The 26,824-nt window shown below is 65.9% G+C and carries 19 protein-coding genes; 7 read left to right on the top strand and 12 right to left on the bottom strand.

What is annotated here, in order from left to right:
* The first annotated feature begins 301 nt into the window (after positions 1 to 301).
* The 3 genes from tssI (at position 302) to BMZ97_RS00270 (ending at position 3,271) form a co-directional block, all read left to right on the top strand.
* Positions 302 to 2,185 carry a type VI secretion system Vgr family protein gene (gene tssI / locus BMZ97_RS00260; RefSeq protein ID WP_092164287.1) on the top strand — a complete coding sequence of 628 codons (1,884 nt, stop codon included), beginning with the start codon at positions 302 to 304 and terminating at the stop codon, positions 2,183 to 2,185.
* A gap of 4 nt (positions 2,186 to 2,189) precedes the next feature.
* Positions 2,190 to 2,753, top strand: a complete 564-nt coding sequence (locus BMZ97_RS00265) for a DUF6931 family protein (protein ID WP_092164288.1) — start codon at positions 2,190 to 2,192, stop codon at positions 2,751 to 2,753.
* 176 nt (positions 2,754 to 2,929) lie between these two features.
* On the top strand, positions 2,930 to 3,271 hold the full coding sequence (locus tag BMZ97_RS00270) for a hypothetical protein (protein WP_092164289.1): 342 nt from the start codon (positions 2,930 to 2,932) through the stop codon (positions 3,269 to 3,271).
* A gap of 583 nt (positions 3,272 to 3,854) precedes the next feature.
* On the opposite strand, the gene BMZ97_RS00275 is transcribed toward BMZ97_RS00270, so the two are convergent.
* Positions 3,855 to 5,414 carry a winged helix-turn-helix domain-containing tetratricopeptide repeat protein gene (locus BMZ97_RS00275; RefSeq protein ID WP_092164290.1) on the bottom strand — a complete coding sequence of 520 codons (1,560 nt, stop codon included), beginning with the start codon at positions 5,412 to 5,414 and terminating at the stop codon, positions 3,855 to 3,857.
* Between the two features lie 137 nt (positions 5,415 to 5,551).
* On the opposite strand from BMZ97_RS00275, the gene BMZ97_RS00280 reads away from it, so the two are divergent.
* Positions 5,552 to 5,998, top strand: a complete 447-nt coding sequence (locus BMZ97_RS00280; protein ID WP_244546174.1) for a cupin domain-containing protein — start codon at positions 5,552 to 5,554, stop codon at positions 5,996 to 5,998.
* Between the two features lie 520 nt (positions 5,999 to 6,518).
* On the opposite strand, the gene BMZ97_RS00285 is transcribed toward BMZ97_RS00280, so the two are convergent.
* The 3 genes from BMZ97_RS00285 to BMZ97_RS00295 all read right to left on the bottom strand — a co-directional run bounded on the left by BMZ97_RS00285 (position 6,519) and on the right by BMZ97_RS00295 (position 8,631).
* The gene (locus BMZ97_RS00285) at positions 6,519 to 7,328 is read right to left on the bottom strand and encodes a class I SAM-dependent methyltransferase (protein WP_092166426.1); all 810 of its coding nucleotides are present in this window, start codon (positions 7,326 to 7,328) and stop codon (positions 6,519 to 6,521) included.
* 68 nt (positions 7,329 to 7,396) lie between these two features.
* Positions 7,397 to 8,209, bottom strand: a complete 813-nt coding sequence (locus BMZ97_RS00290; RefSeq protein ID WP_092164291.1) for an ADYC domain-containing protein — start codon at positions 8,207 to 8,209, stop codon at positions 7,397 to 7,399.
* 80 nt (positions 8,210 to 8,289) lie between these two features.
* Positions 8,290 to 8,631, bottom strand: a complete 342-nt coding sequence (locus BMZ97_RS00295) for a hypothetical protein (protein ID WP_092164292.1) — start codon at positions 8,629 to 8,631, stop codon at positions 8,290 to 8,292.
* A gap of 159 nt (positions 8,632 to 8,790) precedes the next feature.
* Here BMZ97_RS00295 and BMZ97_RS00300 point away from each other — a divergent pair, with 159 nt between their 5' ends.
* Positions 8,791 to 10,356: a winged helix-turn-helix domain-containing tetratricopeptide repeat protein gene (locus BMZ97_RS00300; protein ID WP_092164293.1), complete on the top strand. Its 1,566-nt coding sequence runs from the start codon at positions 8,791 to 8,793 to the stop codon at positions 10,354 to 10,356.
* Positions 10,357 to 10,610: 254 nt separating this feature from the next.
* On the opposite strand, the gene BMZ97_RS31800 is transcribed toward BMZ97_RS00300, so the two are convergent.
* From BMZ97_RS31800 to BMZ97_RS00335, 7 genes are all read right to left on the bottom strand, one after another.
* Positions 10,611 to 13,805, bottom strand: a complete 3,195-nt coding sequence (locus BMZ97_RS31800; RefSeq protein WP_092164294.1) for a serine/threonine protein kinase — start codon at positions 13,803 to 13,805, stop codon at positions 10,611 to 10,613.
* 102 nt (positions 13,806 to 13,907) lie between these two features.
* Complete coding sequence (locus BMZ97_RS00310; RefSeq protein ID WP_244546175.1) at positions 13,908 to 14,771, bottom strand: PP2C family protein-serine/threonine phosphatase; 864 nt, start codon at positions 14,769 to 14,771, stop codon at positions 13,908 to 13,910.
* Positions 14,771 to 15,517, bottom strand: coding sequence for a type VI secretion system-associated protein TagF (gene tagF / locus BMZ97_RS00315; protein WP_092164295.1), 747 nt, complete (start codon positions 15,515 to 15,517; stop codon positions 14,771 to 14,773). Before tagF ends, BMZ97_RS00310 begins: the two co-directional genes overlap by 1 nt.
* 6 nt (positions 15,518 to 15,523) lie before the next feature.
* Positions 15,524 to 19,147, bottom strand: coding sequence for a type VI secretion system membrane subunit TssM (tssM, locus tag BMZ97_RS00320; RefSeq protein WP_092164296.1), 3,624 nt, complete (start codon positions 19,145 to 19,147; stop codon positions 15,524 to 15,526).
* An 18-nt stretch (positions 19,148 to 19,165) separates the two neighbouring features.
* Positions 19,166 to 20,749: a type VI secretion system protein TssL, long form gene (tssL, locus tag BMZ97_RS00325; protein WP_092164297.1), complete on the bottom strand. Its 1,584-nt coding sequence runs from the start codon at positions 20,747 to 20,749 to the stop codon at positions 19,166 to 19,168.
* Positions 20,746 to 22,083 carry a type VI secretion system baseplate subunit TssK gene (gene tssK, locus BMZ97_RS00330; RefSeq protein WP_092164298.1) on the bottom strand — a complete coding sequence of 446 codons (1,338 nt, stop codon included), beginning with the start codon at positions 22,081 to 22,083 and terminating at the stop codon, positions 20,746 to 20,748. Before tssK ends, tssL begins: the two co-directional genes overlap by 4 nt.
* A gap of 182 nt (positions 22,084 to 22,265) precedes the next feature.
* Positions 22,266 to 22,610: a hypothetical protein gene (locus tag BMZ97_RS00335; RefSeq protein ID WP_092164299.1), complete on the bottom strand. Its 345-nt coding sequence runs from the start codon at positions 22,608 to 22,610 to the stop codon at positions 22,266 to 22,268.
* A gap of 536 nt (positions 22,611 to 23,146) precedes the next feature.
* Between BMZ97_RS00335 and BMZ97_RS00340 the strand changes: the two genes are divergently transcribed.
* A complete protein-coding gene (locus tag BMZ97_RS00340; protein ID WP_139221122.1) occupies positions 23,147 to 24,538 on the top strand; it encodes a M23 family metallopeptidase in 1,392 nt (463 codons plus the stop codon).
* 116 nt (positions 24,539 to 24,654) lie between these two features.
* Here BMZ97_RS00340 and BMZ97_RS00345 read toward each other — a convergent pair whose 3' ends face one another.
* On the bottom strand, positions 24,655 to 25,134 hold the full coding sequence (locus BMZ97_RS00345) for a hypothetical protein (RefSeq protein WP_092164301.1): 480 nt from the start codon (positions 25,132 to 25,134) through the stop codon (positions 24,655 to 24,657).
* Between the two features lie 178 nt (positions 25,135 to 25,312).
* On the opposite strand from BMZ97_RS00345, the gene BMZ97_RS00350 reads away from it, so the two are divergent.
* Positions 25,313 to 26,698 carry an amidase gene (locus BMZ97_RS00350; protein WP_092164302.1) on the top strand — a complete coding sequence of 462 codons (1,386 nt, stop codon included), beginning with the start codon at positions 25,313 to 25,315 and terminating at the stop codon, positions 26,696 to 26,698.
* The last annotated feature ends 126 nt before the right edge of the window (positions 26,699 to 26,824 follow it).

Genomic DNA, 26,824 nt, shown 5'->3' on the forward strand with positions numbered 1-26,824 from the left:
CCCGCATTCCTGGCGTGCCGGCGTTCTTGAATCATGCCGTAGCGTCGGTATGTGACAAGGCGTCCATGAACGCCTTGTTTCCCATGCGTTGCGCGATCTTACAATGATCGCCTGGCTTTATGGTGGATCGAGATCAATTGCGACCCGGCTAAGAACCAGGCTGAATTGCGGTGTCGTACCGGTTGAATTGGCGGAAATGTCGGCTTGCTTTTGGTCAGCCGGTCTCTGTGCTAGACCGTGATGCCGGCGGACTATAGGTTTCGCCTGGTTAGCGACCGCCATATTGGACATGCGAGCCGACATGAGCCGAGAACTTAGTCAGGCCAACCGACCCGCGATCCTGAAGACGCCGTTCGGCGGCGATGTTCTGGCCTTCCGGCGGCTCGACGCCAATGAAGGCCTGAGCGAGCTGTTCGAATACCGCATCGAGGCCTTGAGCGCGAAGGACAACCTGGATTTCGACGCTGCGCTCGGCCAGCAATGCCATCTTGAGATCAATGTCGTCGAATACGACGGCACCGTCGTCGTTCGCAAGAAGAAGCGCTACTTCAGCGGTATCCTGGTCGAGGCGCAATGGCTCGGCATGCAGGAGGATTTCTATCTCTATCGCCTGACGTTGCGGCCCTGGCTCTGGCTGCTGGGGCAGACCGCCAATTGCAAGATCTTCCACAACCAGACGGTCGACAAGATCATTGAGAAGGTCCTGCGCGACGGGCAGCTCGGCGAGCTCAGGCTCGACATCAAATCCTATCCGCAACTCGAATATTGCGTTCAGTACCGGGAGACGAATCTCGCCTTCGTCAGCAGGCTGATGGAGGAGTACGGCATCTGCTACTACTTCGAGCACGAGGCCGGGACTCATCGGCTGGTGCTGGCCGATCAGGCCTCGTCGCACAAGCCGATCCAGGGCACCGAAACCATTCCCTTCCTGCCGCTGGACACCAACAACCGGCGCGAGGTCGAGCATCTCGAGCATTGGATGGTCGAGCGCCGTTTCCGCACCGGCAAGATCACTTTCCGCGACTATAATTACGAAAAGCCCGACGCGGACATGCAGGCGGAGGAGCAGACCTCGGAGGCCTACCAGCATTCCACGCTGGAGGTTTACGACTATCCCGGCCGCTACCTGGAGAATGGCGACGGCAAGACGCTTGCCAAGGTCAGGCTCGAATCGGAGCAGGCTTCGGACCGGCGCCGGATCGCCTCGGGCGACGCCGCGACGCTCTATCCCGGCGGCTTGACCACGCTGCAGCGCCACAGCGCCGACAGCGAGAACAAGCAGTTCCTCGTCGTCAGGGCGACGCATTCCTTCGTCTCGCTGCAGTCCTATCGCTCCGGCTCGGATGGCGGCGGACACGAGTATTCCGGGCAATACGAGTTCCAGCTCGCCGACCGGCCGTTCAAGCCGCCGCAGCTCACGGACAAACCGACGATCTTCGGCCCGCAGACGGCGCGCGTCGTCGGCGAGAAGGGCGAGGAGATCGACGTCGACGATCAGGGCCGCATCCTCGTCAAGTTCCATTGGGATCGCGACGACGAGCATCTCTACCGGGTCCGCGTCGCGCAGCTCTGGGCCGGGGATTCCTGGGGCGGTTCCTTCATCCCGCGCATCGACCAGGAGGTGATCGTCGAATTCCTGGAGGGCGACATCGACCGCCCGCTGGTCGTCGGCACCGTCTATAACGGCAAGCACAAGATGCCGTTCGGCACCAAGGCCAGCAAGAACATCAACGGCATCAAATCGGACACGACGACAGGCAGCAATGGCTATAACCAGCTGACCTTCGACGACACCAAGAAGGCCGAAAAGGTCGAGTTCCGCGCCGAGAAATTTCTCGACACGCTGATCCGGGACACCGAGACCCGTAATATCGGCGAGGATTTTTCAAGCGAGAAAGGCGACGCCTCGCGCAACATCACCCTGAAGAAGGGCGACGACAATCTCAAGGTCGAGACCGGCAACCAGGTCGTCGACGTCAGCCAGGAAATCCTGATCAAGGCGGGCCAGAAGATCACGCTCAAGGTGGGCGATTCGACGATCGTCATGGACGGCTCGAGCATCACGTTGACGTCGCTCAACATCAAGGTCGAGGCCAAGGCGGATCTCGACATGTCGGGCACGACGACGCAGCTCAAGGGCCATGCGAGCCTGACGATCACGGGCGGCCTGGTGAAGATCAACTGACGCCATGCGCCAAGACCGCTTTCTCACTGCGCGCGATGTCTTCGAGGCCTTTCCGACTGCCGGAGAGGATATCGAGGCTGCTCCCAGCGACGCCACCCCGCGCGATTTCCTCGTCGGGCTGATCGACAGCAAGACGCCGGAGGACGCGATCAGCTTCTGCGCCTATCTCCTGCCCAGGCGGGAGGCGGTCTGGTGGGGTTGCTCCTGCGTGCGCGGGCTCGCCGATGAACGCGAGCGCCAGCAGATCGAGCAGAACCGGGCTTTCCAGGCGGCTGAACTCTGGGTCAAGGATCCGCAGCAGTCGCGCCGGATCGAGGCGTTGCGCATCGGCTTTGCCAGCCTGCGCGCCGACGCCAGCACCTGGCTTGCGCTGGGAGCGGCCTGGTCCGGCGGCGATATGGCCGACAATCCCCACGCTCCAGTGATGGCCCCGCCGCATCTGACGGCCAAGGCGATCCGCGCGGCAGTCCTGATCGCCCTGGCCCGGAACGCGACTCAAGAGCGCCGCGCCAGGCTGACGACCTGCATCGACCATGGCTTGAAGCTGCTGCAGCGCCGCCCGGGCTGAGGCGGGACGCGGAGACGGCGGGGGCGGGGAGAACGCCAGAAATGACCTGAAACGGGCTTAGATCCGGTTGTTCCGATAGCATTCGGACATTCTTCACCCCTTTCGTGGAACCTTCCGGATGTTGGCGCATTGGCACAATCATGATATGGTGCCTTGATGCAGAATGGAGCTAGGTGATGACCTTCGGCCTTTCGACTGCGCGATCCATGGCTTTCGGAACGGCGCTCGCACTCAGCGGGCTGACGCCTGCATTGGCGCAGGACGTCATCGTTCCCGGCGCTTTTCTGGTCGCGGAAGTGCAAGAAGAGCCGCATCTGGTAGTAGCGCCGCTGCCGCCTGTGCGTAACGCGGCGACGCGTCCCCAGAGCGTGCGCGCGGCCTCGGCCAAACCGGCCCGCACCGCTCCGGTGCTCCAGCGCGTGGCTTATGCCGAGCCGGCCCGCCCGCCGCGTCGTGCCGAGGGCTATACTTCATTCTCCGCGCGGCCCAGCCTCATCTGGCTCGGCACGGTCTACTGAACGGCCCACGACGGACGCCATCGGCAAGCGAATGATGCGAGCGGCGCAAGACTTGCGTCGCTCGATTGCGTTTGAGCGCCCCATGTCATTCCGGGCTCAGACCCCGTTTGGAAATTCCGCGAGTCCTCATCCAGAGGAGCGCCGTAAGGCGCGTCTCGAAGGATGCTCCAGGAGGCTCCCTCGCAAGCCGGAGCAGAGCCCGCGTGACTGCCTTTCGTGGGCCAAGATCGAGCGTTCGAATCGTTCCGAGCGCGCCAATTTTCCATTTTCACCGCGCCAACACCGAAATTTGTCGCCGATGGGGGCCGGGACTACGCCCGAGAAAAATCGGAGAATTAGCGAGAAGGGGAAAAGCGCAGTAGCGGCGGCGCTAGGCGGCAAAAAGTTCGAATCGCTCAGGGTGGCATGGTGGGGTTTGGCCCGCCCCGGCGTCTACGATTTCCGCTGGTAGAGAGAGAGGAGTGGCGCCCAACACTCTCTCGGAGAACATCTCATCCAAGCGTTTTCTCACCGGTTCGCCTCCGAGCCATCGTGCTCCTTCACGACAAAGACGAGCCGGCCGGGGGCATGCACCCGCTGCAATCTATCCCTCCAGGCCAGCGTCTCGCAGATAAGCGAGCCTTTGTTCTTGCCAATGCGGATTGCTCGTCAACAGCGGCGCCAGCGCATCTCCTGCTGGCTTGTCAAGCTTACTCATTTCGGTGGCTGTTCTCCGGGCTTCCTCTCTGCGGCCGAGCGCAACATAGCAGACCGCAAGCGTCTCGAAAATCGGCCGCCATGCCGGGCTGACCTTCTGTGCTCTGAGCGCTGAATCGAGTGCCCGATTAGGATAACCCGAAAACAGGTGTGCGAACGCAAGGACATTGAGCCAGACGAAATTTTGCGGATCATACGGATTGAGCCTGAGACCGCGCTCAAGGGGCGGCACCGCCTCAGATGCACCGCCACTGAAGAGGCGCGCCATGCCGAGCACAAGATGCCCCAGCGCGAAGCTCGGAGTGAGCTCGATCGCGCGCTCGGCCGCGGCGATCGCACGATCGAGTGCATTCCCATAGACGCTCACGATCGCGAGAGCGTAGTGGGAATAGGGGTTTTTCTCGTCAAGCCGAATGGCGGCGAGCGCCGCCGCTGCTCCTTCGTCGATATCGTCGGTCGGTGCGTGGCTCCAGCCGTAGGCCACGATGCCTGCGTTGACGCGGCCGATCCAAAGATGCGCTTCCGGCAATTCGGGATCGAGGGTGCATGCTTGCCGAAACAGCTCTCGGGCCTTGAAGTGATTTTCGCACGTCACGTGATGAAAGTGCCAGGTTCCGCGGCGCACAAGATCCCACGCGGTCATATTGCCGGTGTGGCGCGCCGCAGCAAGGACAGACTCCGTCTTGAGCAGTTCGGGCTCGAGGGCGCCGGCGATGCGCTCCGCAATCTCGTCTTGAATGGCGAACAGCTCGGTCAGTTCGAGATCATATCGTTCAGCCCAGACATGAGACGCTGAGCCGACTTCGATAAGCTGGGCGGCAATGCGGGCTCGCTGATCGGACTTGCGCACGCTTCCTTCGACCACGTAGCGGATGCCAAGCTCCTCGCTCAGATTGGTCCGGAGCGTCGCAGGATCAACAGGCCTGCCCTTGAAGGCGAAGCTGGAATTGCGTGCGAGGACCGAGAACCACCGGAATCGCGTCAGCGCGACGATGATGTCCTCGGTGATCCCGTCAACGAGATAATCCTGCGTATGATCGCCACCGATGTTCTTGAATGGCAGGACGAGGATGGTCGGCTTGCGAGCGAACCCCTCCTGGCGTTCACCGGGCTTTTGCGCAACTTGATCGGCGTTGCTGAGCGGCCCTGTAAATCGATAGCCGACGCGCGGAACCGTCGCGATCCACTCCCCACCATCCGGCGCAGGACCCAGGAGCTTCCGCAGCGCGGCGATCTGAACGGAAAGGTTGCTCTCCTCGACAGCCATTTCAGGCCAAGCCGCATCCATCAACTCGGGCTTGGTGACGGTCTGGCCCGGCTTGCGCAGCAGCGCCGTCAGCAGCAGCAATCCCTTGTGTCCGACCGCGACCGGGCTCCCCTCGCGCAGCAGCGTTCCGCGGTTCAAGTCGAAGACGCAAGGTCCGAAGGCAATGCTTTTCCCATGCATGCGGTTGAATTTAGCAGATTTGGAAGATTTCGGGACTTTTCGGCGCCCCCTTCGGGACTTTGGTTACGCCCCTAATGATCCTGCGCGCCGAGCATGCCGAGATCAAGCGGTCATGCAGCAATCCGAGGGAGTTGCCCATGACTACGATGACCAAAGTCGATCCGTCGAAGAGCACGGCGAGCCGCCTGACCAAGGGCTGCGTTGTTAAGACCGGCAGCGGCTACCGCGCCGAACAGGGTTCTGATTATTTCCCCGCGGTGAGCGCCGAAACGATCGGCTCCCAGATGATCTGGTTCGGCAAAGTGACGCTTCCTCCAGAGGGGCGTACGAAGGCGCATGTCCACGAGTTCCATGAATCTGCGTTCCTGCTGCTCAGCGGCGATAATGTGGAGCTGTGGACCGGCGACAAACTCCAGCATTGCGATGTCGCGCACGCCGGCGATTACCTGTTCATTCCTGCGAATGTACCGCATGTCGCTGTGAACCGGGGCAGTGAACCCGCCGTTTTTATCGGCTGCCGGAACGAACCGACCGCGCAGGAAAGTGTGGTGATGTATCCCACGCTCGACGCCAGGGTGCCTTGAGCATCGACCGCAGCAAACCATCCCGCGCAGCGACCGATGCCAGGCGGGGGGCCCTCCACTGGACGACCGAGGGTGTACGACGTTCCACAATCTGATGCGAAGACTTGGAGATTGGCTTTCCTCCCAACCTCAAAATACGATTGGAAAGTTGAAAAGTCAGAAATTCTACTTGGGTCAAATATTTACGATAATCGTTCGAGTGTCGTTTTTAGAGGGCTATAGCGTAGACATATTTCTCATCATCACCTGAGAATCTTTGCGAAGCGTTTTGCAGCAATTTGCGGAGACGATGGCCGTGCGAGGCGAGAAAGGCGGATGCATTGGCCGCTCTGCCAAGTCCGTCGGTCGGATGGAAGGTAGTTCAGTGGGGATACCAGCGTGATTGTGTAAGGTTATGGGCTGGAGCTCTACGTCCTCGGCGCTGGTCCCCAGCCTTTACCGTTCAATGGGATTTATCGACTGCACCTAAAGTGCTGCCCGCTTTCGGCGGATCGAGCCCGTCCGAGGCGCAAATAGCGCCTTATTTCCGGACTCCCACCGTTACCCAATATTCGCGCGGCACGCAGATGCCGAGTTCAGTCGGGAAACTGTCGTGGAACGCTATGAAGTCCCGGCGCAGTTCCGCGCGGCGGCCCTCGTCCAGGCTGGCGGCTAGCGACTTGGTCGGGCCGTAGCCGGTCACGAAGGTGTTCCAGGCCGCTTCGCCGCTGGGCTCGCGATAATAGGAGACGCCCTTTTCGAATTTGAGGTCGAAGTCACGGCCGAGCAACTCGGATATCCGCTCGGTGCGGCCCCAGGCGAAGGGCGATGGCGGGGCCGGATCGGGCGGCGGCGGCATATAGGCCTTCATCACCTGGAACATCTTGAACAGATTGCTGTCGGCGAGCCAGGTCGTCAGGGCGATGCGGCCGCCCTTGCGGCAGACCCGCGCAAGTTCGGCGGCGGCGGCCTCCTGCCTGCTGGCGAACATCACCCCGCAGGTCGAGATTACCGCGTCGAAGGCGCCGTCGGCGAAAGGCAGGTGTTCGGCGTCGCCGAGTTGATAGTCGATATCAAGTTTCTCCGCCGCGGCTCGCGCCCTGGCCGCGGCCAGAAGGTCGGCGGCAATATCGGCGCCGGTGACGCGGGCCCCGCGCCGGGTCACGGCGCGGGAGGTCCAGCCCGTGCCGGTCGCCAGGTCGAGGATGTGCTCGCCCGGCTTCGGGTCGAGGCGCAGCACGCAATGCTCGATCGAATCCGCGATGCCGCGGCTGATCGCGTCGTAATCGACGCCGCCCGCGCTCCAGACCATGGCCGGCTTGTGGTTATGCGCTTGGATCGGCTGTTCCATCACGTCCTCCTCGATTTTCCGCAGCATAGGCGATGCGGGCGCAGAATGATGCTGTCACGATGCTCGAACTAGCGGCTTGCAGCAGAGCGGTTGAACAGCACCGCGCCGAGCGCGCGCGCCTTCTCCTCCGTGCAGGCCTCGGGACCGAGATGGCCGGCGAGGTGCGGATTGGCGCTGGCGATATCGGCGAGCGAACCATTCTCCGGCACGCGTGGGTGAGCGAGGCAGACCGCGCCCTGTTCCGACCAGCCCGCCTCGAACGGCATCGCTTCGCCGGCGTCCAGCTTCTGGACGTCGAGATCGTCATAGATGTCGATCGTCATGCCGTTGCGGGTATAGGGATGATCGTTGCCGCCGTAATCGGCGCGCACCATGCGCATGCAGGCGTTGTAGAGCGGCAGCATGGGGCTGCCATCGCGCGCGTTTTCCCAGGGGTGATAGCCGAAGCGCACGCATTTGCCGCGCGCGCCGCTGGTGCAGACCAGCTCCAGCTCGGTCGATGGCGCGGCGGCGACCGAGCCGTCGGCTCGCGCTCGTCCAGCCAGCGGAAAGCCCTGCTGGCGCTTATCGGGGCCGGGCATGCAGAGCGGTTGCCAGGCGCCGTCCTTGTCCTGCGCGCTGAAACTGTGCAGCCAGACCTTGCCGGTTTTGTCGTCCGGATCGGCTTCGAGCGCGTCGAGCCGCGCCCGCACCGCGCCGCCATCGGCGGTGGCGATCAGCAATGTCGCGCCGATCAGTTCCGGCGAATGCAGCACGCGGCCATCCGCCAGGGTGACGCGCAACTGTGTGCCCTCGGCCTCGACCAGCGGGGCGGGCTGCGCTGCGCTGGCGGAAGTGATGCCGAAGAGGAAGATGGCGGCGATCAGGGTTTTGACGGGCATGGCGAACTCCTCGGATCGGAAGAATGATAGCGGGGTCGGCGAACGTCCTCGCCGCCCCGCCCAACTGGCGTCCGTCCGGCTTAGCGCTGCGAGATCGTCGCCGGCAGTTCGATGCCGAGCACGCGGCCTTCGGAAGGCGCGCTGGCGGCAATGCCGTTGACCACGAAGCCGTTGAGGCGGACACCCTGGATGCTCCGGCCGTTGAGGGCGAGGGTGTTCGGCCAGATGCCGTTGGCGGCGAGGCTATTGGTGTAGAGGCCGTTCAGAACGAAGCCATTGAGGACGAAGCCGTTGCTGGCGAGGCTGTTCAGCTTGATGCCATTGGTGGCGAGGCTGTTCATCTTCACGCCAGCCTGTGCGGGGGCGGCAGCGGCGACCAGGGCGGTGAGGGCGGCGGCGGTGACGAGGGCTTTGGTGAACATGGTGGTCTCCTTGGGGTCTGGACCGGCGTGATTGCCGCGTCCGATGAAAGGACCATGCCGGAGAGGCTGGCGCCTCGCTTGAAGAGCCGCTTGCTTTTCCCTTAAGAATCCCTTGTTTGTTTCTTAAGACAGATCGGTCTGGCGGGCCGGGGAGCACCAATGCGGTTTGTCTTCGGCGAGCATGTCCTCGACGCCGGTCGGCGCGAGTTGAGCCGGGCCGGATCGCCGGTCGCGATCGAGCCGCAGGTTTTCGATCTCCTGCTCTATCTCCTGCGCAATCGGGACCGCATGGTGAGCAAGGACGAGGTGCTCGATAGCGTCTGGCATGGCCGCATCGTCGCGGAATCGTCCCTGACCACCCGCATGAATGCCGCCCGCAAGGCGGTCGGCGACAGCGGCGAGGCGCAAAGCGTCATCCGCACCGTGCCGCGCAAGGGCTTTCGTTTCGTGGCGGAGGTCCAGGAACATGCGCCGCCTGTCGCGCACGATGTCTTGCCCGCTTCTGCGGCGTCCGAGCCTGCCGTGAAGCCGGCCTTGGCCCTGCCCGAGAAGCCGTCCATCGCCCTGCTGCCCTTCGACAATATGGGCGGCGACCCCGAACAGGATTATTTCGCCGACGGGCTGGTCGAGGATATCACCACGGCGCTCTCACGCCTGCGCTGGCTCTTCGTCATCGCGCGCAATTCGAGCTTTGCCTATAAGGGCCGGGCCGTGGATATCCGCGATGTCGGCCGGGAGCTTGGCGTTCGCTACGTGCTGGAGGGCAGCGTCCGCACGTCGGGAACCCGGATGCGCCTCAATGTTCAGCTCATCGAGGCCGAGAGCGGCCGCCATATCTGGGCCGACCGCTACGACCGCCCGATGGACGATATTTTTGCGCTTCAGGATGAGATCACCGAGCGCGTCGTGGCGGCCATCGAGCCCAGCATTTATGCCGAGGAGGGCTACCGGGCTCAGATGCGCCACGACCGGCCCGAGGCCTGGGGCCTGGCGATGCGGGCCTGGACCCTGATCAACCGCTTGCGGCGAGCCGATGCCTACGAGGCCATGGAACTCCTGCGCCAGGCGCTGGAGATCGAGCCGGATTACGCGCGGGCCCACGCGTTCATCTCCTGGGCCATGATGATCGGCGTGCAATGCGGCTGGTATCGTGACGCCGATGTTGGGGCTGCCATCATCGAGCACGCCTTTACGGCGAAACGCCTCGATCCGGACGAGCCCTGGTCCTGCATGACTTATGCCTTCGTGCTTGGCGCCGAGGGGCGCCATGGCGAGGCCATCGCCGAAGCGCGGCGCACCATGGAAGTTGTGCCGAATTTTGCGCTCGGCCGCGCCATGTTCGCCTGGATGCTGATACGTGCCGGTCATTTCGACGAGGCGGTCAGCGAGGCCGAGCGCGCTCGCAGGCTTAACCCGGTTGGCACGTTTTCAGGCTTCTATAGCTTGATTTTCGGCTTCGCCCTGCTGGCCGCGCGGCGCTTCGAGGAGGCGCTTCAGCCGCTCTTGCAAGCCCTGACGGAATTCCCCGAATGGTCGAGCACCTATAACTGCGTGGCCAGCGTCTACGGCCATCTCGGCCGGATCGAACTCGCGCAGCCGGTGCTGGAACGCCAGCGCCAGGTTGCGCCGCATATGTGCCTCGGGCTGCTGCGCCAGCGTCTCGCCAAATTCGCGCATACGCCGACCTTGCTTGAAGGCCTCGCCAAGGCTGGAATGCGGGAGTGATAGCCCTTCTCCTGCTAGAGCATTTTCGAGCGAAGTGGACACCGGTTCGCGTGAAGAAAACGCGATAAAACAAGGAGCTAGAGCATTTCCGCGATTCGGAGAAACGCGGAAATGCTCTAGGAGCGAAGGAGGCATACGCAGAGGTTTCATCATATCGAATGGTCTAACCGCTGCGCGAGGTCGAGCGGTGGCACGGTGCCGAGAGTGGCTGGCGATTCCAAACAGATGGGGCCCTAGTCCAAACAGATGGGGCCCTAGAAGCCCAATCCGAGACCTGGCGTGACGCGCCTGGGTGCTGCTGCCGCGGGCGCCGCTGCGGCGGCCGGCGCGGCCCGAGCCGGCTTGCTTTCGGCGGCGCGCTCGCGCTGGGGTTGCTGGGCGCGCTGCACCGGCTCAGTGCGCTGCGGGCGACGCACGAGGGCAGGGGCCTGCTTGCCCGGCGCAGGGGCGACATTCGTCGGGGGGCAGGTCGGGGCAGGCCGCTCGCGCAGATCGAGCAGTTGCTCGGGCGTGATCGCAGCCGGTTCGGGGGCCGCGCCGATGCGCTGGCGGTAGATGCGCAGCGCTTCCCGCGTCGCAACATTGAGATTGCCGCTGATCCGGCCGGCATAGCAGCCGATCCGCGTCAATTCCTCCTGCGTTTCGCGCGTCAGCGCTGCAGGGTCGGTCGGGACCGGGCGCGGTGGCCGCGCATCGGCCAATGGCTTGGGGGCGAGCTGGCTGGGGTCTGCCAGGGCAACCTGCATGCCCTGGTCCTGGGCGGCGGCGTTGCGCTGCTCGACCTCTTCGATGGATTGGCGCGGCGCGGTCACCCCGGCGCGGCGCATGGCCTCGGCCTCCTCAGTCAGCCAGCGCGCCTGCGCCTGTTCAAGCGCGATGCGCTGGCGCTCGGTGATCTGCGCATCCTCCGCGGTGGCCCGCGTTTCCGCGGTGGCGCTGTCGATCTTGCGCTTTGCCTCCTCGTCGGCGCGTAAGGCGGCGACACGGTTGGCCTCCGCGTCGGCAGCCGCCCTGGCGCTTTGCTCCTCGGCGACGCGGTGCGCCTCTGCAGCCTGAAGCTCGGTCTGTTTGCGCGCTTCCTCCGAGGCCTTGGCCTCCGCGATTTTGCGCGCGTCTTCAGCCGTCTTGGCCTCTGCGGCGAGGCGCTTATCCTCGATCGCCTTCGCCTGGGCCTGCTTGCGGGCCTCTTCGGCGGCCTTGGCCTCGGCGATTTTGCGGGCTTCCTCGGCCGCCTTGGCTTCAGCCGCCTGCCGGCGCTCCTCGGCGAGCTTGGCGGCCTGGGCCTGCTTGCGCGCGTCTTCCTCTGCCTTGGCCTCGGCGAGCTTGCGGGCGTTCTCCGCCGCCTTCGCTTCCGCGGCGAGGCGGCGTTCCTCGGCAGCCTTGGCGAGAGCCTGCTTGCGGGTCTCCTCCTCAGCCTTGGCCTCGGCGAGCTTGCGGGCGTCTTCAGCCGCTTTCGCTTCAGCCGCGAGGCGCTTGTCTTCGGCCGCCTTGACGAGAGCCTGCTTGCGGGCCTCCTCCGCGGCCTTGCTCTCGGCGAGCTTGCGGGCATCCTCTGCCGCTTTCGCTTCCGCTGCGAGGCGCTTGTCCTCGGCTGCCTTGGCGAGGACCTGCTTGCGCGCCTCCTCTGCGGCCATGGCCTCGGCGAGCTTGCGGGCGTCCTCGGCCGCTTTCGCTTCCGCTGCGATACGACGGTCCTCGGCGGCCTTGGCGTCGGCCGCGCGGCGCGCTTCCTCGGTGGCCTTGGCTTCCGCGACCTTTGCCTCGGCTGCGAGCCTGCGATCCTCGGCGACCTTCGCCTCGGTCAGGCGGCGCACGTCGTCGGCGGTCTTGGCTTCAGCGAGCTTGCGTGCATCCTCAGCCGCTCTCACCTCGGCGGCGACCCGGCGTTCCTCCGCAGCTTTGGCCTCCGCCAGCTTGCGGGCTTCCTCGGCGGCTTTCGCCTCTGCGACGCGGCGCTCTTCTGCGGCCTTCGCTTCTGCCGCACGGCGCGCGTCCTCGACCGCCTTCGCCTCTGCGACTTTGCGTGCATCGTCTGCGGCCTTGGCCTCCGCCGCACGGCGCGCATCTTCTGCGGCCTTCGCCTCTGCGAGCTTGCGCGCATCCTCTGCGGCCTTGGCTTCGGCTGCGCGGCGGGCATCCTCAGTGGCTTTCGCCTCCGCGACACGGCGCTCTTCGGCGGCTTTGGCCTCAGCGACCCGGCGTGCCTCCTCGGCCGCCCTGGCTTCCGCCAGTCTGCGGGCGTCGTCGGCAGCCTTTGCCTCTGCCTGGCGACGCGTCTCTTCGAGCTCGCGCTCGCGCGCCAGCTTCTCGCTCGCGGCCTTCTCCTGCAGGGCGCGCTCCTGCTCGGCGCGCTCCTGGGTCTGCCGGGCTCGTGCATCTTCGGCGGTGCGGCGCGCAGCCTGGGCGGCAAGCGCCTCCTCATCGGCCAGGCGCGCCGGGCCGGTACTGGCGATCTGGGCAGGGCTACTGCCGCCCTTCAGCAGGTCGGTGCCGAAATAAAGCCCGCCGCCGAGCAGAGCGACGGCACTGAGCCCGGCTGCGATCGCCATGCCCGTCTTGCTGCTGCCGCCGCCCGTCGTCGCTTTGGCCGGCTTGCCCACGGCAGGCTGCCAGGCCGCGACCTCCGCCATCGTCGCCGGGCGGTTCTCCGGCAGGGGCTGCAGCATCTTTTCGAGCAGCGGCCGGAAGCGCGGATCGATCTTCGACAGGTCGGGCACGACACGGCGTTTGTCGATGACCTCGACCTGCGAGCCGTTCATGTCGATGGGGCGGCCCTGAAGGCACTCCGCCAGGACCAGGCCGAAGCTGTAGATGTCCGATTTCGGGGTGACGTCGCCGCCGAACAGGCCGAGCTGCTCCGGCGAGACATAGTTGTACTTGCCGGCGAAGCCGCTGCCGATGATCGTCTGCTCGCCGGCCCGCGTCGAGCGCGCGATGCCGAAATCGAGGATCTTGGCCAAGGCCACGTCGGCGCCGGGCAGGATGACGTTGTCGGGGGCGACGTCGCGATGGATGATGCCGAGCTTGTGCGCCGAATGCAGCCCCGAGGCGATCCGTTGCTGCAGGATGCAGGTATCCTCGAAGGACAATGGTCCGCGGACGAGATGGTCCTTCAGCGAGGTCCCGTCGACGAACTCCATCGCGAGATAGGCGCGGCCGAGCTGCGGGTCGATCGAGAACAGGTAATAGCGCACGATCGCCTCGTGCTGCAGGTTGTGCAGCGAGGAGGCTTCCTTGCGGAACAGGGCGAGGGCGCTCTCGTTCTCGGCGAGATCGGAGCGGATCATCTTGATCGCCACCGCATCGCCGGTCTGGATGGCGTAGCCCTTATAGATCTCGCCCATGCCGCCGGCGGCGATGGGGTGGTCGATCCGATAGATCCCGTTCAGCGTCGTACCGACGGCGACGCGGGCGCGGGGGATGATGACGGTGGCGCCGTTGTCGCTCATGGCGCACGGCCTTCGCCGGAGCTGGCGGCCGACAGGGCGCGGACAAGGCGGCGGCAACGCCGCCGTATCTCCGTCATCCCTGTTTCATTCCGCCGCATCGCTTCAGGCCTCGCGCCCGTCGGCGTCGCTTCTGGCCGGCGAGGGGGGGACTGGCGCTTCCGCGTCCTTCGGCTCGCAGGCCACGACGATCACCGTGACGTTGTCGCTCGCGCCGCGCGCAAGAGTGAGCTCGACCAGATGGTCGCAGGCCGCCTGCGGCGCGCGCCCGGCCACGCCGGCCAGGATCTCGGTATCCGAGACATGACCGGTCAGGCCGTCGCTGCATAGCACGAAAACGTCCCCCTCTTCCACCACGCCTTGAATGAGGTCGAGATCGGGAAGGTCGTTCACGCCGATGGCGCGCGTGATGATGTTGCGCCCCGGCCAGCGCTTGGCCTCCTCCGGGGTCAATTGCCCCTGGTCGACGAGATCCTGCACCTCAGTATGGTCGCGCGAGATCTGCGACAGCCGGCCTTGCCTGACGCAGTAGGTCCGGCTGTCGCCGGCCCAGCAGCAGGCGAAGAAGCGCTCATAGATCAGGAGCGCGACGACGGTGGTGCCGAAGGTGGCAAGACCACGTTCCTCGCCCGCCTTGCGCAGGCCGATATTGGCCTGCAGCACCCGGTCCTGGAACCGCGCGAGAAGATCCGCCGCGGAGGCCGCCTGGCCGATCGTGCGCAGCGCCTCGACGACGGTGGAGGAGGCGAGCTTGCCGGCCTCATAGCCGCCCATGCCGTCGGCGACGCACCAGAGGCCGGCGTCAGTGTGAACGATGTAGCTGTCCTCGTTCTCGCTGCGCACCTTGCCGACATGGGTGGTCGCTCCGGTTTCGAAGCGGAAGCTGGCCTGCTGGTTGAGCGCGCCGGCAAGCATGGCGAGCGGATCGTTGCTCGCGCGCATGGACGGGGGCGGAAGGGTGCTGTCCATCAGGGCTCGACTCCGATCCTGGCCGGTTGTGCGCTCTCGCCGCTCTCGTCATTGCCGCCGCTTTCCGGACTGGCGGCCGGGCCCGTCAGCAGCAGCGTGAAATGCTGTGCCTCCGGCAGCCGCTCGGCACAAAGCGCAAGCGCCGGAAACCTATCGCCTCCGATGCTCCACCACCAGGAGCCGGCCGCCTGGCGGGCGGCCTTGTCCGATCGTTCGAGCCGCGCCAGCAAGGCCGGGATCTCGGTCGCGGCGTCGTCGCTCACGCCGAGCAGCCCCCGATTGGCGGCGACGATCGCAGGCTGCGTGTCGCGCGCGACGCTCTCGGGCAAGGGCAGGCTTTCGAGCGCGGCCAGCGTCGCCTCATAGGCAGCGTCTGGCTCCAGCGTATCGAGCAGGAAGGCTTCCGCGCTCTCGAACCAGGCAGCCTGCGCGTTCTCGGTCGGCGCTGCGAAGGCCTGGCCTTCGGGCGCCATCGCCAGGACAGCGAGCGGGAAATAGCGGCCGACGCCGTCGAGCGAGGGCATGAAGGCGCCGAGCACCTCGCTGCCGAGATGCGAGCGGCCGAGCCAGAAGCGCCAGATCGGCGCGCTGAGATAGGCCTCCTTCCAGCCTGGCCCGAGGGCCTGGATGCTGGCCGCCATGCCGCCCTGCAGCCAGATCTCCCAGAAGCGCAGGAGTTCGCGCGGCATGTTCACCGCGATGAAATCGCGCTTGGCCGGTAGCTTGCCGAAAAGGGCGCAGTGCATCCTGCCTCAGCCTCCCGGACATTTGAATTCCCGCAGAGCCGGCAATGTCAGCGGGTTCTTCAGGGACGATACATTGATCTGGTAGGAAATCGACTGGCCGCCGACGGAGTAGCTGGCGACCAAGGCCTCGCCGCGCTTCGTCACCGAGCCGAGATCGAGGAAGCGGAAGAAGGCCCAGGGGCCGCGCTTCTCCGGTCCGAAGACGGGTGGGCTGCTGGTCACGCCGCCAAACAGCCCCGTGCTCGTGGTCTGGCTCGAAATCACCGTGCGGTCGAGCCCGGCGGGCCCCGGCCAGACCACCGGCGTCGGTCCGCCGCCAGCCTGCGCCACCACGGCGACGCCGCTGATGTCGAGCTTGATCGTCGGCGCGGAGCCTGAGCTCGCCGCCGGCTGCGGCGTGATCGCCATGGTGAAGGAGGGCATGTTGCCGCCGGTGCCGAAGAACGCGTCCTTGATGTCGGCGGCGCGCTGGAACTCCTTGAGCGCGGCGGGCGGCAGTGAGCGCGCCACGCTGATGTTCTGCTTGAAGGCCCATTCGGGCTTGGACGTGTCGACCAGCGGCGCGAGATTGGTGGTGTAGAATTTGTCCATGATGCCGCCCGTGCCGAAGAGCCGGCCGAAATCGGCCAGCGGCACGTCGCGGTCGCTGCCGCGCGCAAAGGGGTAGCGGTTGGTGACGATCAGGTTGCAGGTCGCGGTGACCTGCGAGCGCAGGTCCTGCAGGAGCTGCGAGACCGAACTGCCGGTCAGTTCATTCTCGAAGCTCGTGGCGGCGGTCTGGATCAGGCCGGAAAAGGGCTGCGGGATCAGGTTGGCGCTGTTGCGCAAGGTCTGGATCTGCCCGGGCAAGGTAGCGTTGACCTGCGGCGCCAGCGCCGGGTTGGTCGCGAGCAGACGCAGATTCTGGTTCACCTCGGAGAAGGCGAGCAGCACCTGGTCGATCGGCCGGCGGCCCTGCTCGCCTTCGAATAATTGGTGGAACGGCCTGAAGGCCGCCTCGATGGTCGCGCCCGGAGCCTGTTCGCCGCTGGCGGTGTTGGGCTTTTCCATCGCCTTGAGCGCGATATCCATGCGCGAGAGCGTTGTCGAGGCGCTGCCCGTATTGACGCCGAGCCGCTGCGCCAGGTTCTGCGCCTGCTGGGCCTGGCTCAAAGAGCCGCCTGCCGATTGCGTCGCGGTCTGCCCGGCCGGCGCCGGGCGCTCGCGGGTGAGCTTGGTCTCGTCGCGGATCGATTCCAGCACCTGCTTCAGCGGCGAGGTGACGGCCGACGCCGCGCTCAGCGCCGGATATTGCGGCTTGTTGGCGAGCAGTGGCCGGAAGCGCAGTGCTGCCATGGTGCTCTGCCAGGAGGCGATGAAATCCTTGGCGTAGAGCTCCAGCAAGGCGCGCGGCAGCGCCTCGTACTGATCCGAGACGGCGGTCTGGTCGCCGGCCGTGCCCAGCACCCAGCGCTCCTCCTCGATCTGCTTGGCGACGTCGCGCAGGCGGCCGATGAAGCCCTCATGGAAGCCGGCATAGGTATAGAAGAACGGGACGCGGACATTCTCGAGCTCGCCGCCGCGGGGCCCTTCGAAGACGAGCTTGGCGTCGGCGCCGCCCTTGGCGGCGGCCGTCCAGTCGGGCTTGCCCGGTGAGGCGCGCGCCTGGACGCGCAGCAATTGATAGGCGCGCTCGGCCAGGCTCAACCGCGCCAGCGTCTTCTGCGCCTCCTCGATCAATGGCTCGTTGAGCGTCAACGTGCCGGCACCGCCGGAATCGGGCAGGCGCAGCATCGCCGTCAGGTGTTGGCTGAGCTCCTCGCGCAGGCGCGCATTGGCGGCACCCTGATAGAGATTGTCGACCCAGTCGCGCCGCATCCACAGCAGGATCAGATCCTCGTCCATCTTCTGGCGGCCGCCGAGGATGAGATAGACCTTGAGCGCCTCGTAGATGAAATCGGGCCGCGAGCGATTGGCCTCGATCAGCTCTTCCATGCGGAAGATCAGGCGCGAGCGCAGCAGGCGCTCCAGCCCGGTCTTGTAGACAGCCTCCGAGGACGAGCCGATCCGGTCCCACTGGCTCAGGCCGAAAGTCGCCTGCACCGGCGGCGAGACGCCCTCCTGCGCATAGCCGGCGGGCAGGGCGCGCAGCGCATCGAGCAGCGGCACGATCTTCTCCAGATCGCGATCGGCGACGGTCGGCTCCTGGATGATCGGGGCCGCGGTCGCCACGAAGGTCTTGGTTTGGTCGTTGGTCTCGGCAATCAGATTGACGTTGCGATTGTAGCTCGTCCACCACGCCGCCGCCCCGCCCAGCGTCACCAAAGCGAGTAGGCTATAGGCGGCCGCCTTCAAGGCGAAGGCGCGGCGCACCGCCCTGCGGTCGGTCGAGACCCAGGCGGATTCGCCGATCACCACCTTGGTGATCAGATCGGTGAGGAAGAAGCTCTTGCCAGAGCCCGACATTGCGGCGGCGGCGACCTGGTTCGCGCCGAAATTGCGCGCCATCGCACCGATCAGCTGGTCGATCGGTGTGCCCTGCTGTGTGCCCGAGGTGAAATAGAAGCCGCGCAGGGTCGCGCGCGAATGATAGCGCGTCGGCTCGAAGATGCGGTTGAGGAACTCGATGATCGGGGTCTTCACCGCCGCCATCTGGGTCGGGAAGCCGAAGATCTGCACGCGCGCATTGGGCGTTGGCTCCTCCTGGAGCCGGTCAGGCAATTCGGAATTGAGGCGCTCCACCAGCGCGTCGAACTCGTCGGGCACCTCGCTGATCATGTTCAGCGTCTTGTCGTCGGTCTGGAAGGTATGACCCCAGACCACGCGCCGCGAGGCCTCGTTCAGATGCTGGAAATACTCCATGAACCCGGAGACGAGGTCCATCTTGGTGAACAGCGCATAGACCGGGAAATCGACCTTGAGATTGTCGTGCAACTCGGTCAATCGCGCCCGGATCGCATCGGAATGGGCGTTGAGTTCGGCGGGCGACGCGGTCAGCACATCCTCGATGCTGATCGCCAGCATGACGCCGTTGATCGGCTGGTTCGGCCGGTTTTTCTTGAGCAGGTCGAGGAACGAGAGCCAGCTCTTGCGGTCGGCCGAGGCGTCGGAATCCTGCGTGGTGTAGCGGCCGGCCGTGTCGATCAGCACGGCGTCGTCGGTGAACCACCAGTCGCAATAGCGCGTGCCGCCGACGCCGGCGACGGCAGAGGGCGCGCCGCCCTTGGCGAGCGGGAATTTCAGCCCCGAATTGACCAGAGCCGTGGTCTTGCCGGAGCCCGGCGGGCCGATCAGCACATACCAGGGCAGCTCGTAGAGATAGTTGGCGCTCGAGCCGGCGGATTTCTTCAGCGTCAGCAGCGCGTCCGCCATGCGCTCGCCGAGCACGTCGCCATCGCCTTCGTCGACGGCGGCATCGGCCAGGCCCTGCTCCAGCGCCGCCGCCTCGCGCCTGCGCCGGATGATACCCCAGACCAGCAGGCCGAGCACGATGAGCGACACCACCGCGATGATGGCGAAGCGCACCCATTCGGAATCGAACGGATAGATCCCGGCAATCGAGATCAACGGGCTGGCGAACCAGACCAGCGCGCCGAAGGCGGCAAGCCCGATCAGGCTGATGATGATGCGCAACCAGATGGCCAGGGTCATGAGCGCCTCCGCCTCAGCTCAGCGTTCATGCGGGATCTGCACGTCGACGCGCCGGTTGCGCGCGCGACCTTCGATCGTATCGTTCGAGGCGATGGGGGCGGTGTCGCCCTTGCCGTCGGCGAGGATGCGCTTCTTGTCGCTGAGATCCTCCGTGAGGAGGGCTCCGACGGCCTTGGCACGCTCGACCGACAATTCGTAGTTGTTGGCGAAGCGCACGGTCTTGATCGGCGTGTTGTCGGAATGGCCGGTGACCTTGATCTGGCCGGGCTCCTTCTCCAGCGTCTGCGCGATGCGCTTGGCGAGCGGCCGGAAGGCGTCGATCACCGTCGCCTTGCCGGGCTCGAAGGAGGCGAAGCTGTTGACGCGCACGATGATGCCGGTCGAGACGGAATCCACCGCCAGCTTCTGCTCGCCGATCTCGGTCGCCAGCGCCGCGCGGATGCGTTCGAGCTGCGTCGTCTTGATCGGCGGCGGAGGCGTGGGCTTCACCGGCTGCACGACGCGCCGCTCGATCGAGACGTCGGTCGTCGGGAAGATGCGCCCGACATCGTCGATCACCGCGTCGCTGCCGGAGCTCAGGAGCGAGCGCAGGGTCAGGTACATGGCAAGCAGCAGGACGCCCGCAAGCGACGCCATCGCCCAGAACGGGATGCGCACGGTCGTGCCGCGTGCCGCCATGTCCTGGCCCTGCCAGCGCGGCGAAAGCTCCTGATTGACGCGCTGCTTCACGCGCCGCAGCGTCTCGTAGAGATTGCGCTGGATCGTCTGCAAGGTCGCCTGGCCGCCGGCCGAGGTCCGGTGCACACCCTGGAAGCCCAGCGCCAGGCAGGCATGCTGCAGCTCCAGCACGTTGTAGTTCAGGATCGGGTCCTGCTTGGCCCGGTCTAGCTCCTCGAAGAAGCGGATGCCGCCGGTGCGCTCGCCGAAGAAGCGGCTCAGCATGCTGTACTGCGTCCAGAGCTGGCGATCCTGCGCGGGGATGTTCTGGACGATGTCGTCGGCGGTGGCGCAGAGCGTGTACTTCGCCTGCTTGGCCTGGTCCTGGCCGATGCCGGCGCCGGTGACGTCGGCCTCGAAGCGCTGGATCGCGCCCGCGACCTGGTCCATCAACTGGCTGAACGAGGCATAGGCCAGGGCCACGCGCAGGCGCCCGAGGATCGAGAGGATCGGCGCGGCCGCGCTCATGATCGGATTTGCATTGGGCGCCACCGGCATCTCGCGCGGCGCGACCTGTGGCACGGAGCCTGGTGGTTGCGGCTGCGGCGCGGATTGGGGCGGGGGAGCGTAGCTCTGCGCCGGCGGCGGCTGGTAGGGCGGCGGGGCTGGCTGCGGATAGCTCTGGCCCGGCGCATCGGCCCAGGCGTCCTGCGCGGCGGCGTTGGGGTCTGCCTGCGGGTAGCTCGGCGGCGGCTGGTAGCCCGAGGCCGGGTGGTAGGAGGCGGGCGGGGGCGGGTAGGCCGAAGGCGTGAACGGGCCCGGCTGCTCGGGCTGCGAGCTGGGCGGGCTCGGGGCGACCGGGCGCCTGCCACCGGGATTGGGCCGCACGACCGTGCGCTCATTGGGGTTGTAGGCAGGTTCGAACGGGTCTTTGGGCTCGGTCATCGCCTGTCTCCGAGGATCGCCCAGAGATCGAGCTGCAGTTCCGGCCAGTCGCCCGAGAAATGCAGGCCGATCGCGTTTGCCGTGCTGAATTCAGGCCAGAGTGGCGAGTTCTTGTCCAGCAGGAAGTAGACATGGTCGGCGACCGCGCGGATCTGCGGTGGCGGGGTCGGAATGTGATTGAGGCCGACGCCCGGCAGATGAGCGTTAACGATGTCGTTCATCTTCGTGTTCGGGCCGATCTTGAAGAGCTGCGGGAATTGCAGCTGGATCTCGATCAGGGGGCGGCGCGCCGCGACTTCCAGCACGAAATTGGCGTTGCGGAACAGGCTGCGGTCGCGGATCGTCGAGACGAAGGCGTTGGGCGCGCGCTCGATCAGTTCGAGCCGGATGGCGCGGCGGCCGAGCCTGGCGCTGAGGAAATCCTGCAGGTCGCGCAGGATCGGCTCGAAGACGAGTTCGAGATTGTCGTGGTCGTAGCGTGGATAGGTCCGCGCCCGGCGCTCCGGCGTGGCGAAGGTCGCGAGTTCGCCGACCATCCGCACGAACTCCTCATAGAGCCGCTCGGGATGGATATAGCGCGAATGCCGGAAATGCTGCAGCACCGGCAGGTGCCGGTTGAGCAATTGCAGCACGAAGAAATCGGCGCTCTGCAGGCCGCCGCCGGCGGTCGGATCCGCCGCATAGCGCGCCAACTCCTCTAGCTTGGCCTCGATCCAGCCGATGGCGCGGTCGATCCAGCCGTCGATCGCAGGATAGGCCGAAGCGATCAGCACCGGCGGGATGAATTTGTCGTCGAAGACGATGGTCTTGTCGCGCACCTCGACGATGCGGGCGACGGGCATGCTGACATAGCCGGGTTTGGCGGTCTTGCGCAGATCGAAGCCGAGCCGGGGATAGGCGACGTCGATCTCCTCCTCGACGCGCATGGCGGCAGTCGAGTCGATCAGTGTCTCACTGGCGGTGACATAGCGGCTGGCGGTGGCGCTCGTCGGCTCGTCGACCTCGCGCGTATTGGCCGCCGCGACCGGCATGGTCAGCCAGAGCAGCTGCTTGGCGGCGGCGTCCGGCACATCGATGGGAGCGGGCAGGGGGCTGTGGGCGGGAATATCGAAGGGCGTGCCGTCGGGCAGGATGCCGGCCGCGCGGCGCAGGCCGAAGCGGCTCTGCTGGGCGAGGTCGCGGTCGATCTCGAGAGTCGAGAAGCCCCAGGGATAAGGCGTGATGAAGCGCGTGCGCGCATCGACGAGGTTTTCGAGATAGCGATCCGCCTGCTGCAGATGATGCGGCCGCAGAAAAAGTCCTTCGCCCCAGACGACCTTACTGTTCCAAGACATCGCCGAGCCTTCGAGCCATCGTCATGATTCCAGATCAAGGCGTGAGCGGCGCATCCCGCTTCGTCACGCCGCCGGCAAACTGTGTTTCGGCCACGCTCACGCATCGTAACGTGGCGCAATGGGGCGGAACAAGCACGAAAGCACCGCGTGCCTAATCTTGACCACGGCCGGTCCCAGTGCGCTCATCCGGCCGGCGCCGTGGGGGGCGGCAGCGGTGCGGTGATCTTGACGCGCCAGGTGCCGGCCTCGTCGGCGAAGGCGGCATAGGTCAGGCGCTCCCAGCTGCGCTTTTCGCGGGCGAAGAAGGCCGCAAGCTTGGCGATGCAGACGCGGATCGCCTCTGTCGCCGGGATTTCCGCCCCGGCGATGTCCGGGTTGACGATGGTGACGATCTGCCCATCGCCGTCGAGTTTGCGCGGCTCGACCGAAAGCAGGAAAGCGTCCCACTCGTCTGGCACGATCTCGAACAATTCGTCGAGAATCTCGCGGTCGAGGGCGGATTGTTCGGGAGGCAGGGTCGCGGTCATGGCAGGGCTCCTTGCGGCGGAAGGCGATGAGAGGCCAAGGCTGTTCAGAGAATCAAGTCCATTCAGGGGGCATCTCCTGTAACGCTCTGAATTCATTCGTATATCTGACGCGCCTCTCGGTTTTGCGCGTGGCCCGGTCCTTATGCCTGGTGTCGGAGCGCCTGATCTCGCCGCTCCGGGATGCCTCGCATGCTGGGAAACACGGTGATGTCGCAAGGTGATGACACGGGCGGACCTAGAGAAACATTGCTGGCTTGGAGTGTTTCAACGGGACGCGTGTCATGTCAATTACGCAATCGATTGACAATTCGTGCTCCGAATCGACAATCGTCGGTATCTTGGCGAGGCTATTGCGGCAAAATGCCTTTGCGTTGTGTAAAGTCAAAGATTCTCCCGCGTAAGGAAATGGACTCCACCTCCCTTTCGGCAGGTGGTGGGGCTGCCGATCTGAAGTGTCGTTGCGGCGTTGACTTTCGTCAGGCTCGGCAGAGAATCGCGCGCGCCGTTTTCCAGGACATGCTTGGAGGAGCCCGGCCTTGAGTTCCGCCCCAGCCAAACCGCAGACAGCGGCCGAGCGCGTTGCTGCCCGGATGAAGGCGGCAAAGGCCGCGGAGGCAAGGGCTGCCGCCGAGGCAAAGGTTGCTGCCGCCGAGGCGAAGGCCCAGGCGCAGCTGCGCAAGGCCGAACCCGCGACCGAGGGCGACGGCAAATCGGACAAGGCCGGCAAGCGCGACAAGGCGGTAAAGCTTTCGCGGCCGGGCCGCCCGCGCTGGACCATGACAGTCGGGCCGGCGACGATCGCGCTTGTGCTCGTCGCCTTTGCGCTGCTGGCCGGCTGGGCCGCGATCGCGACCAGCGCCCTGATCTTCGGCGACAAGCTTTCGGCGCGCCTCGTCGCGCAGCAGAGCGACATGCAATTCGCCTATGAGCAGAAGCTCGTGGTCTTCCGTACCCAGCTCGACCGGTTCGCCCGGCAGACCCGATTGGAGCGTGACGGCGTCGAGGGGCGTATCGCCGATCTGATGCTGCGCCAGGCGGCGCTTGAGGCGCGCCAGGCGATGCTGACCGCGCTGGCCGACCAGACCCGCCTGCCCGACGGCGCGAGTCCGGTGAAGTTCGGCGAGGCTGGCGGGGCGCCGATCAAGGCGGCTTCGGTGCAGCGCGCGGCGCCTCAATCGACCTTCACCATCCTCGATCCGAGCTATCCCGCGCCCGAGCGCGTGACCTATCTCGAACATGCGATCGACCGTTTCGAGAAGGTGCAGCTGGGTTCGCTCAACGGCCTGACGCAGCGCTCGCAATCGACCCTGCTGCAATTGCGTTCGGCTTTCTCCGAGGTCGGGCTCGACGCCGAGAAATTCGTGCCCACCGCTGCGCTCGTGCGTGGCCAGGTCGCCGATCTGCTGCCGGAGACCAAGGATTTCGGCGGCGGCCCGTTCGAGAGCAATGTCGCGCAGATCAGGCGCACGCTTTCGGTCCTGGGCCGGCTCAGGACGGCGGCGAACGCCGTGCCGTTCTTCCGGCCGATCCCGGGCAGCGCCGGGTTGATGACGAGTTCCTACGGCACGCGCTCCGATCCGTTCACCGGCGAGGCACGCTTCCATGCCGGCACGGATTTCCGCTCGCCGATCGGCGTTCCCGTCCATGCCGGAGGATCAGGCGTGGTGCAGACGGCAGGTGTCGGCGGCGGCTACGGCAATCTCGTCATCATCGATCATGGCAACGGCATCACCACGCGCTACGGCCATTTGTCGGCGATCAACGTCACGGTGGGCCAGCCCGTCGCGCTCGGCACGGTGGTCGGGCTGGTCGGCAGCACCGGGCGCTCGACGGGCCCGCATCTGCATTACGAGACGCGCATCAATGGCGAGCCCAACGACCCCACCCATTTCATCCGGGTGGGCGAGCGGATCTACGCGACCCAATAGCCGCGTTTTTGCGTGTAGGCAGGTAGATTCCTGAGCGCGGGGCTCTCCGCGTGCCGCCGTAAAGCTTCAGCCCCGGATATGATCCGGGGCTGCGATGTTTCGTGCAGTGACTGAACTCAGCTCTTGAGCTTGGTGTTGCACTGGCTCCAGTAGCCGCCGCCCTTCTCGATCCATTTCAGCTCGCCATTGGCATTGGCGACCTTGTTGGCGTTGTACTGGTCGACGCAGGTCTTGAGCCGGGCCTTGCCGGGCGATTCCTCGGAGTATTTCGGCGCGACGACCTTGGGGAAGACCGCAGCCTTGGCGCGTGCGGGCGCTGCCGCCGGCTTTTGCCCGGGTGCCGTCGCGGCGGGCGTAGCCGCTGGCGCCGGTGCGGGGTCAGTGACTGCTGCTGCGGCATCGTTGTCGGAGGCGTCGTCGTCGCCGCATTGAGCCTTGCGGAAATCGTTCCACTTCTGGCCCTTCAGCGTATTGGCCTTCTTGGCATCCTGATACTTCGCGCTGCATTCCTTCATCGTCAGCGCCGAGGCCGGCGTGGCGAAGACGGATGCGACAGCGATGGCGGAAGCGGATGCGACGATCAAAGTCCTCAGCATTGCGTTCTCCCTGACATTGCCCTTAGCGGGTGCTTGATTAAAATCCTAATTGCTCTTCGTTTCAAGCCCGTTGTCGGATGAGCAGCCATGGCTTAGCGGTTGGAATATCGGCGTTTCCCAGCCGGGCACCATGCGGGCATGATGCAAGCGGACATGATAATTGCGGAGCGCGTTTCCAATGAGCGACCAGCCACTCTGGGCCCTGAGCGCCGGGCAACTCGCGCAGGCTTTCGCAGCGGATAGCGCCACGCCGGTCCAGGCGCTGGAAGCGGTTCTGGCGCGCCATGACGCCGTCAATCCGCGTCTCAACGCCGTCGTCACGCTCGACCGGGCGGGCGCGCAGGCGGCGGCGCGGGCCAGCGCCGGCCGCTGGGCCCGTGGCGAAGCGCTCGGGCTCCTCGACGGCGTCCCGCTGACGATCAAGGACAACATCCTGACCGCTGGCCTGCGCAGCACCTGGGGTAGCGCTTGCTACGCCGATTTCGTGCCGGAGCGCGACGAGACGCCGGTCGCCCGTCTGCGCGCGGCAGGGGCCGTCATCCTCGGCAAGACCAATGTGCCGGAATTCACCGTGCAGGGCGTCACCGACAACGCGCTCTTCGGCCCGACGCGCAATCCGTGGAACCCGGGCCTCACGCCTGGCGGGTCGAGCGGCGGGGCGGTTGCGGCCGTGGCATCGGGTATCGGGCCGCTAGCGCTGTGCACCGATGGCGGCGGCTCGATCCGCCGGCCGGCGGCGCATGCGGGGCTGGTCGGCCTCAAGCCCTCGCGCGGGCTGGTGCCGCGCCGGCATGGCTTTCCCGCGATCCTCGACGCTTTCGAGGTGGTAGGGCCGGTCGGGCGCTGTGTCGGCGACGTCCGCGCGATGCTGCGCATCATCGCCGGCACAGGGGAGGTGTCCACGCCACCCGTTGCTCAGCGGATCGCCTTCATCCCTCGCTTTGGCGAGGCACCGGTCGATCCGGCGATCGCTGCCAGCGTCGCCGGGGCGGCCGAGCGCTTCGCCGGGCTCGGCCATGCCGTCGAGCGCCTGGGTGATTTCACCCTGGCCGAGCCGGTCAACGCGATCTGGTCGATCGTCAGCGAAGCCGGTGTGGCCTGGCTGCTCGACGCGCATCTCAAGCTCGGGCGGGACGCACCCGTACAGCCCGGGATCGCCGCCATGGCCGAACGCGGCCGCAACCACTCGGCCAGCGACTATCTCGGCATGCTGCGGACGCTCGAGGCAGCCGGTGAGGCGTTCGAGGCGCTCTTCTCCCGCTTCGACCTGCTGCTGATGCCGGCGACGGCGGCGCAGCCCTGGCCGGTCGGGCAGACGCACCCCGATGTGATCGACGGCCAATCGGTCGGCCCGCGCGGCCACGCGGTCTTCACCGCCTTCGCCAATGCGCTGGGATTGCCGGGGCTGACCTTGCCGGCGAGGCCGGACCGGGACGGTATGCCGATCGGCTTCCAGCTGATCGGGCCGCAAGGCGCCGATGATCGCCTGCTGGCGCTGGGGGCGGCCTATGAGCAGGCGTTCGGCGGGTTTCCGATGCCGGTGCTTGCCGGAGATCTGGGCTGACTTAGCCTGTCTGTTCTCGGAACTACCGCGTCATCCTGGACAAGCGGCGAAGCCGCGCAGCTCCGGGATTCATCGGAGGGCTCCGGAGTCCTCCGATGGATCCCGGGACGAGCTTTGCTCGCCCAG

It is taken from the genome of Allobosea sp. OK403, assembly GCF_900113835.1.
Lineage (GTDB): Bacteria > Pseudomonadota > Alphaproteobacteria > Rhizobiales > Beijerinckiaceae > Allobosea.

Excerpts from the sequence above, each read along its gene's own strand:
- tssI (WP_092164287.1), top strand. The coding sequence starts at position 302 with ATGAGCCGAGAACTTAGTCAGGCCAACCGACCCGCGATCCTGAAGACG.
- BMZ97_RS00265 (WP_092164288.1), top strand. The coding sequence starts at position 2,190 with ATGCGCCAAGACCGCTTTCTCACTGCGCGCGATGTCTTCGAGGCCTTT.
- BMZ97_RS00270 (WP_092164289.1), top strand. The coding sequence starts at position 2,930 with ATGACCTTCGGCCTTTCGACTGCGCGATCCATGGCTTTCGGAACGGCG.
- BMZ97_RS00275 (WP_092164290.1), bottom strand. The coding sequence starts at position 5,414 with ATGCATGGGAAAAGCATTGCCTTCGGACCTTGCGTCTTCGACTTGAAC.
- BMZ97_RS00280 (WP_244546174.1), top strand. The coding sequence starts at position 5,552 with ATGACTACGATGACCAAAGTCGATCCGTCGAAGAGCACGGCGAGCCGC.
- BMZ97_RS00285 (WP_092166426.1), bottom strand. The coding sequence starts at position 7,328 with ATGGAACAGCCGATCCAAGCGCATAACCACAAGCCGGCCATGGTCTGG.
- BMZ97_RS00290 (WP_092164291.1), bottom strand. The coding sequence starts at position 8,209 with ATGCCCGTCAAAACCCTGATCGCCGCCATCTTCCTCTTCGGCATCACT.
- BMZ97_RS00295 (WP_092164292.1), bottom strand. The coding sequence starts at position 8,631 with ATGTTCACCAAAGCCCTCGTCACCGCCGCCGCCCTCACCGCCCTGGTC.
- BMZ97_RS00300 (WP_092164293.1), top strand. The coding sequence starts at position 8,791 with ATGCGGTTTGTCTTCGGCGAGCATGTCCTCGACGCCGGTCGGCGCGAG.
- BMZ97_RS31800 (WP_092164294.1), bottom strand. The coding sequence starts at position 13,805 with ATGAGCGACAACGGCGCCACCGTCATCATCCCCCGCGCCCGCGTCGCC.
- BMZ97_RS00310 (WP_244546175.1), bottom strand. The coding sequence starts at position 14,771 with ATGGACAGCACCCTTCCGCCCCCGTCCATGCGCGCGAGCAACGATCCG.
- tagF (WP_092164295.1), bottom strand. The coding sequence starts at position 15,517 with ATGCACTGCGCCCTTTTCGGCAAGCTACCGGCCAAGCGCGATTTCATC.
- tssM (WP_092164296.1), bottom strand. The coding sequence starts at position 19,147 with ATGACCCTGGCCATCTGGTTGCGCATCATCATCAGCCTGATCGGGCTT.
- tssL (WP_092164297.1), bottom strand. The coding sequence starts at position 20,749 with ATGACCGAGCCCAAAGACCCGTTCGAACCTGCCTACAACCCCAATGAG.
- tssK (WP_092164298.1), bottom strand. The coding sequence starts at position 22,083 with ATGTCTTGGAACAGTAAGGTCGTCTGGGGCGAAGGACTTTTTCTGCGG.
- BMZ97_RS00335 (WP_092164299.1), bottom strand. The coding sequence starts at position 22,610 with ATGACCGCGACCCTGCCTCCCGAACAATCCGCCCTCGACCGCGAGATT.
- BMZ97_RS00345 (WP_092164301.1), bottom strand. The coding sequence starts at position 25,134 with ATGCTGAGGACTTTGATCGTCGCATCCGCTTCCGCCATCGCTGTCGCA.
- BMZ97_RS00350 (WP_092164302.1), top strand. The coding sequence starts at position 25,313 with ATGAGCGACCAGCCACTCTGGGCCCTGAGCGCCGGGCAACTCGCGCAG.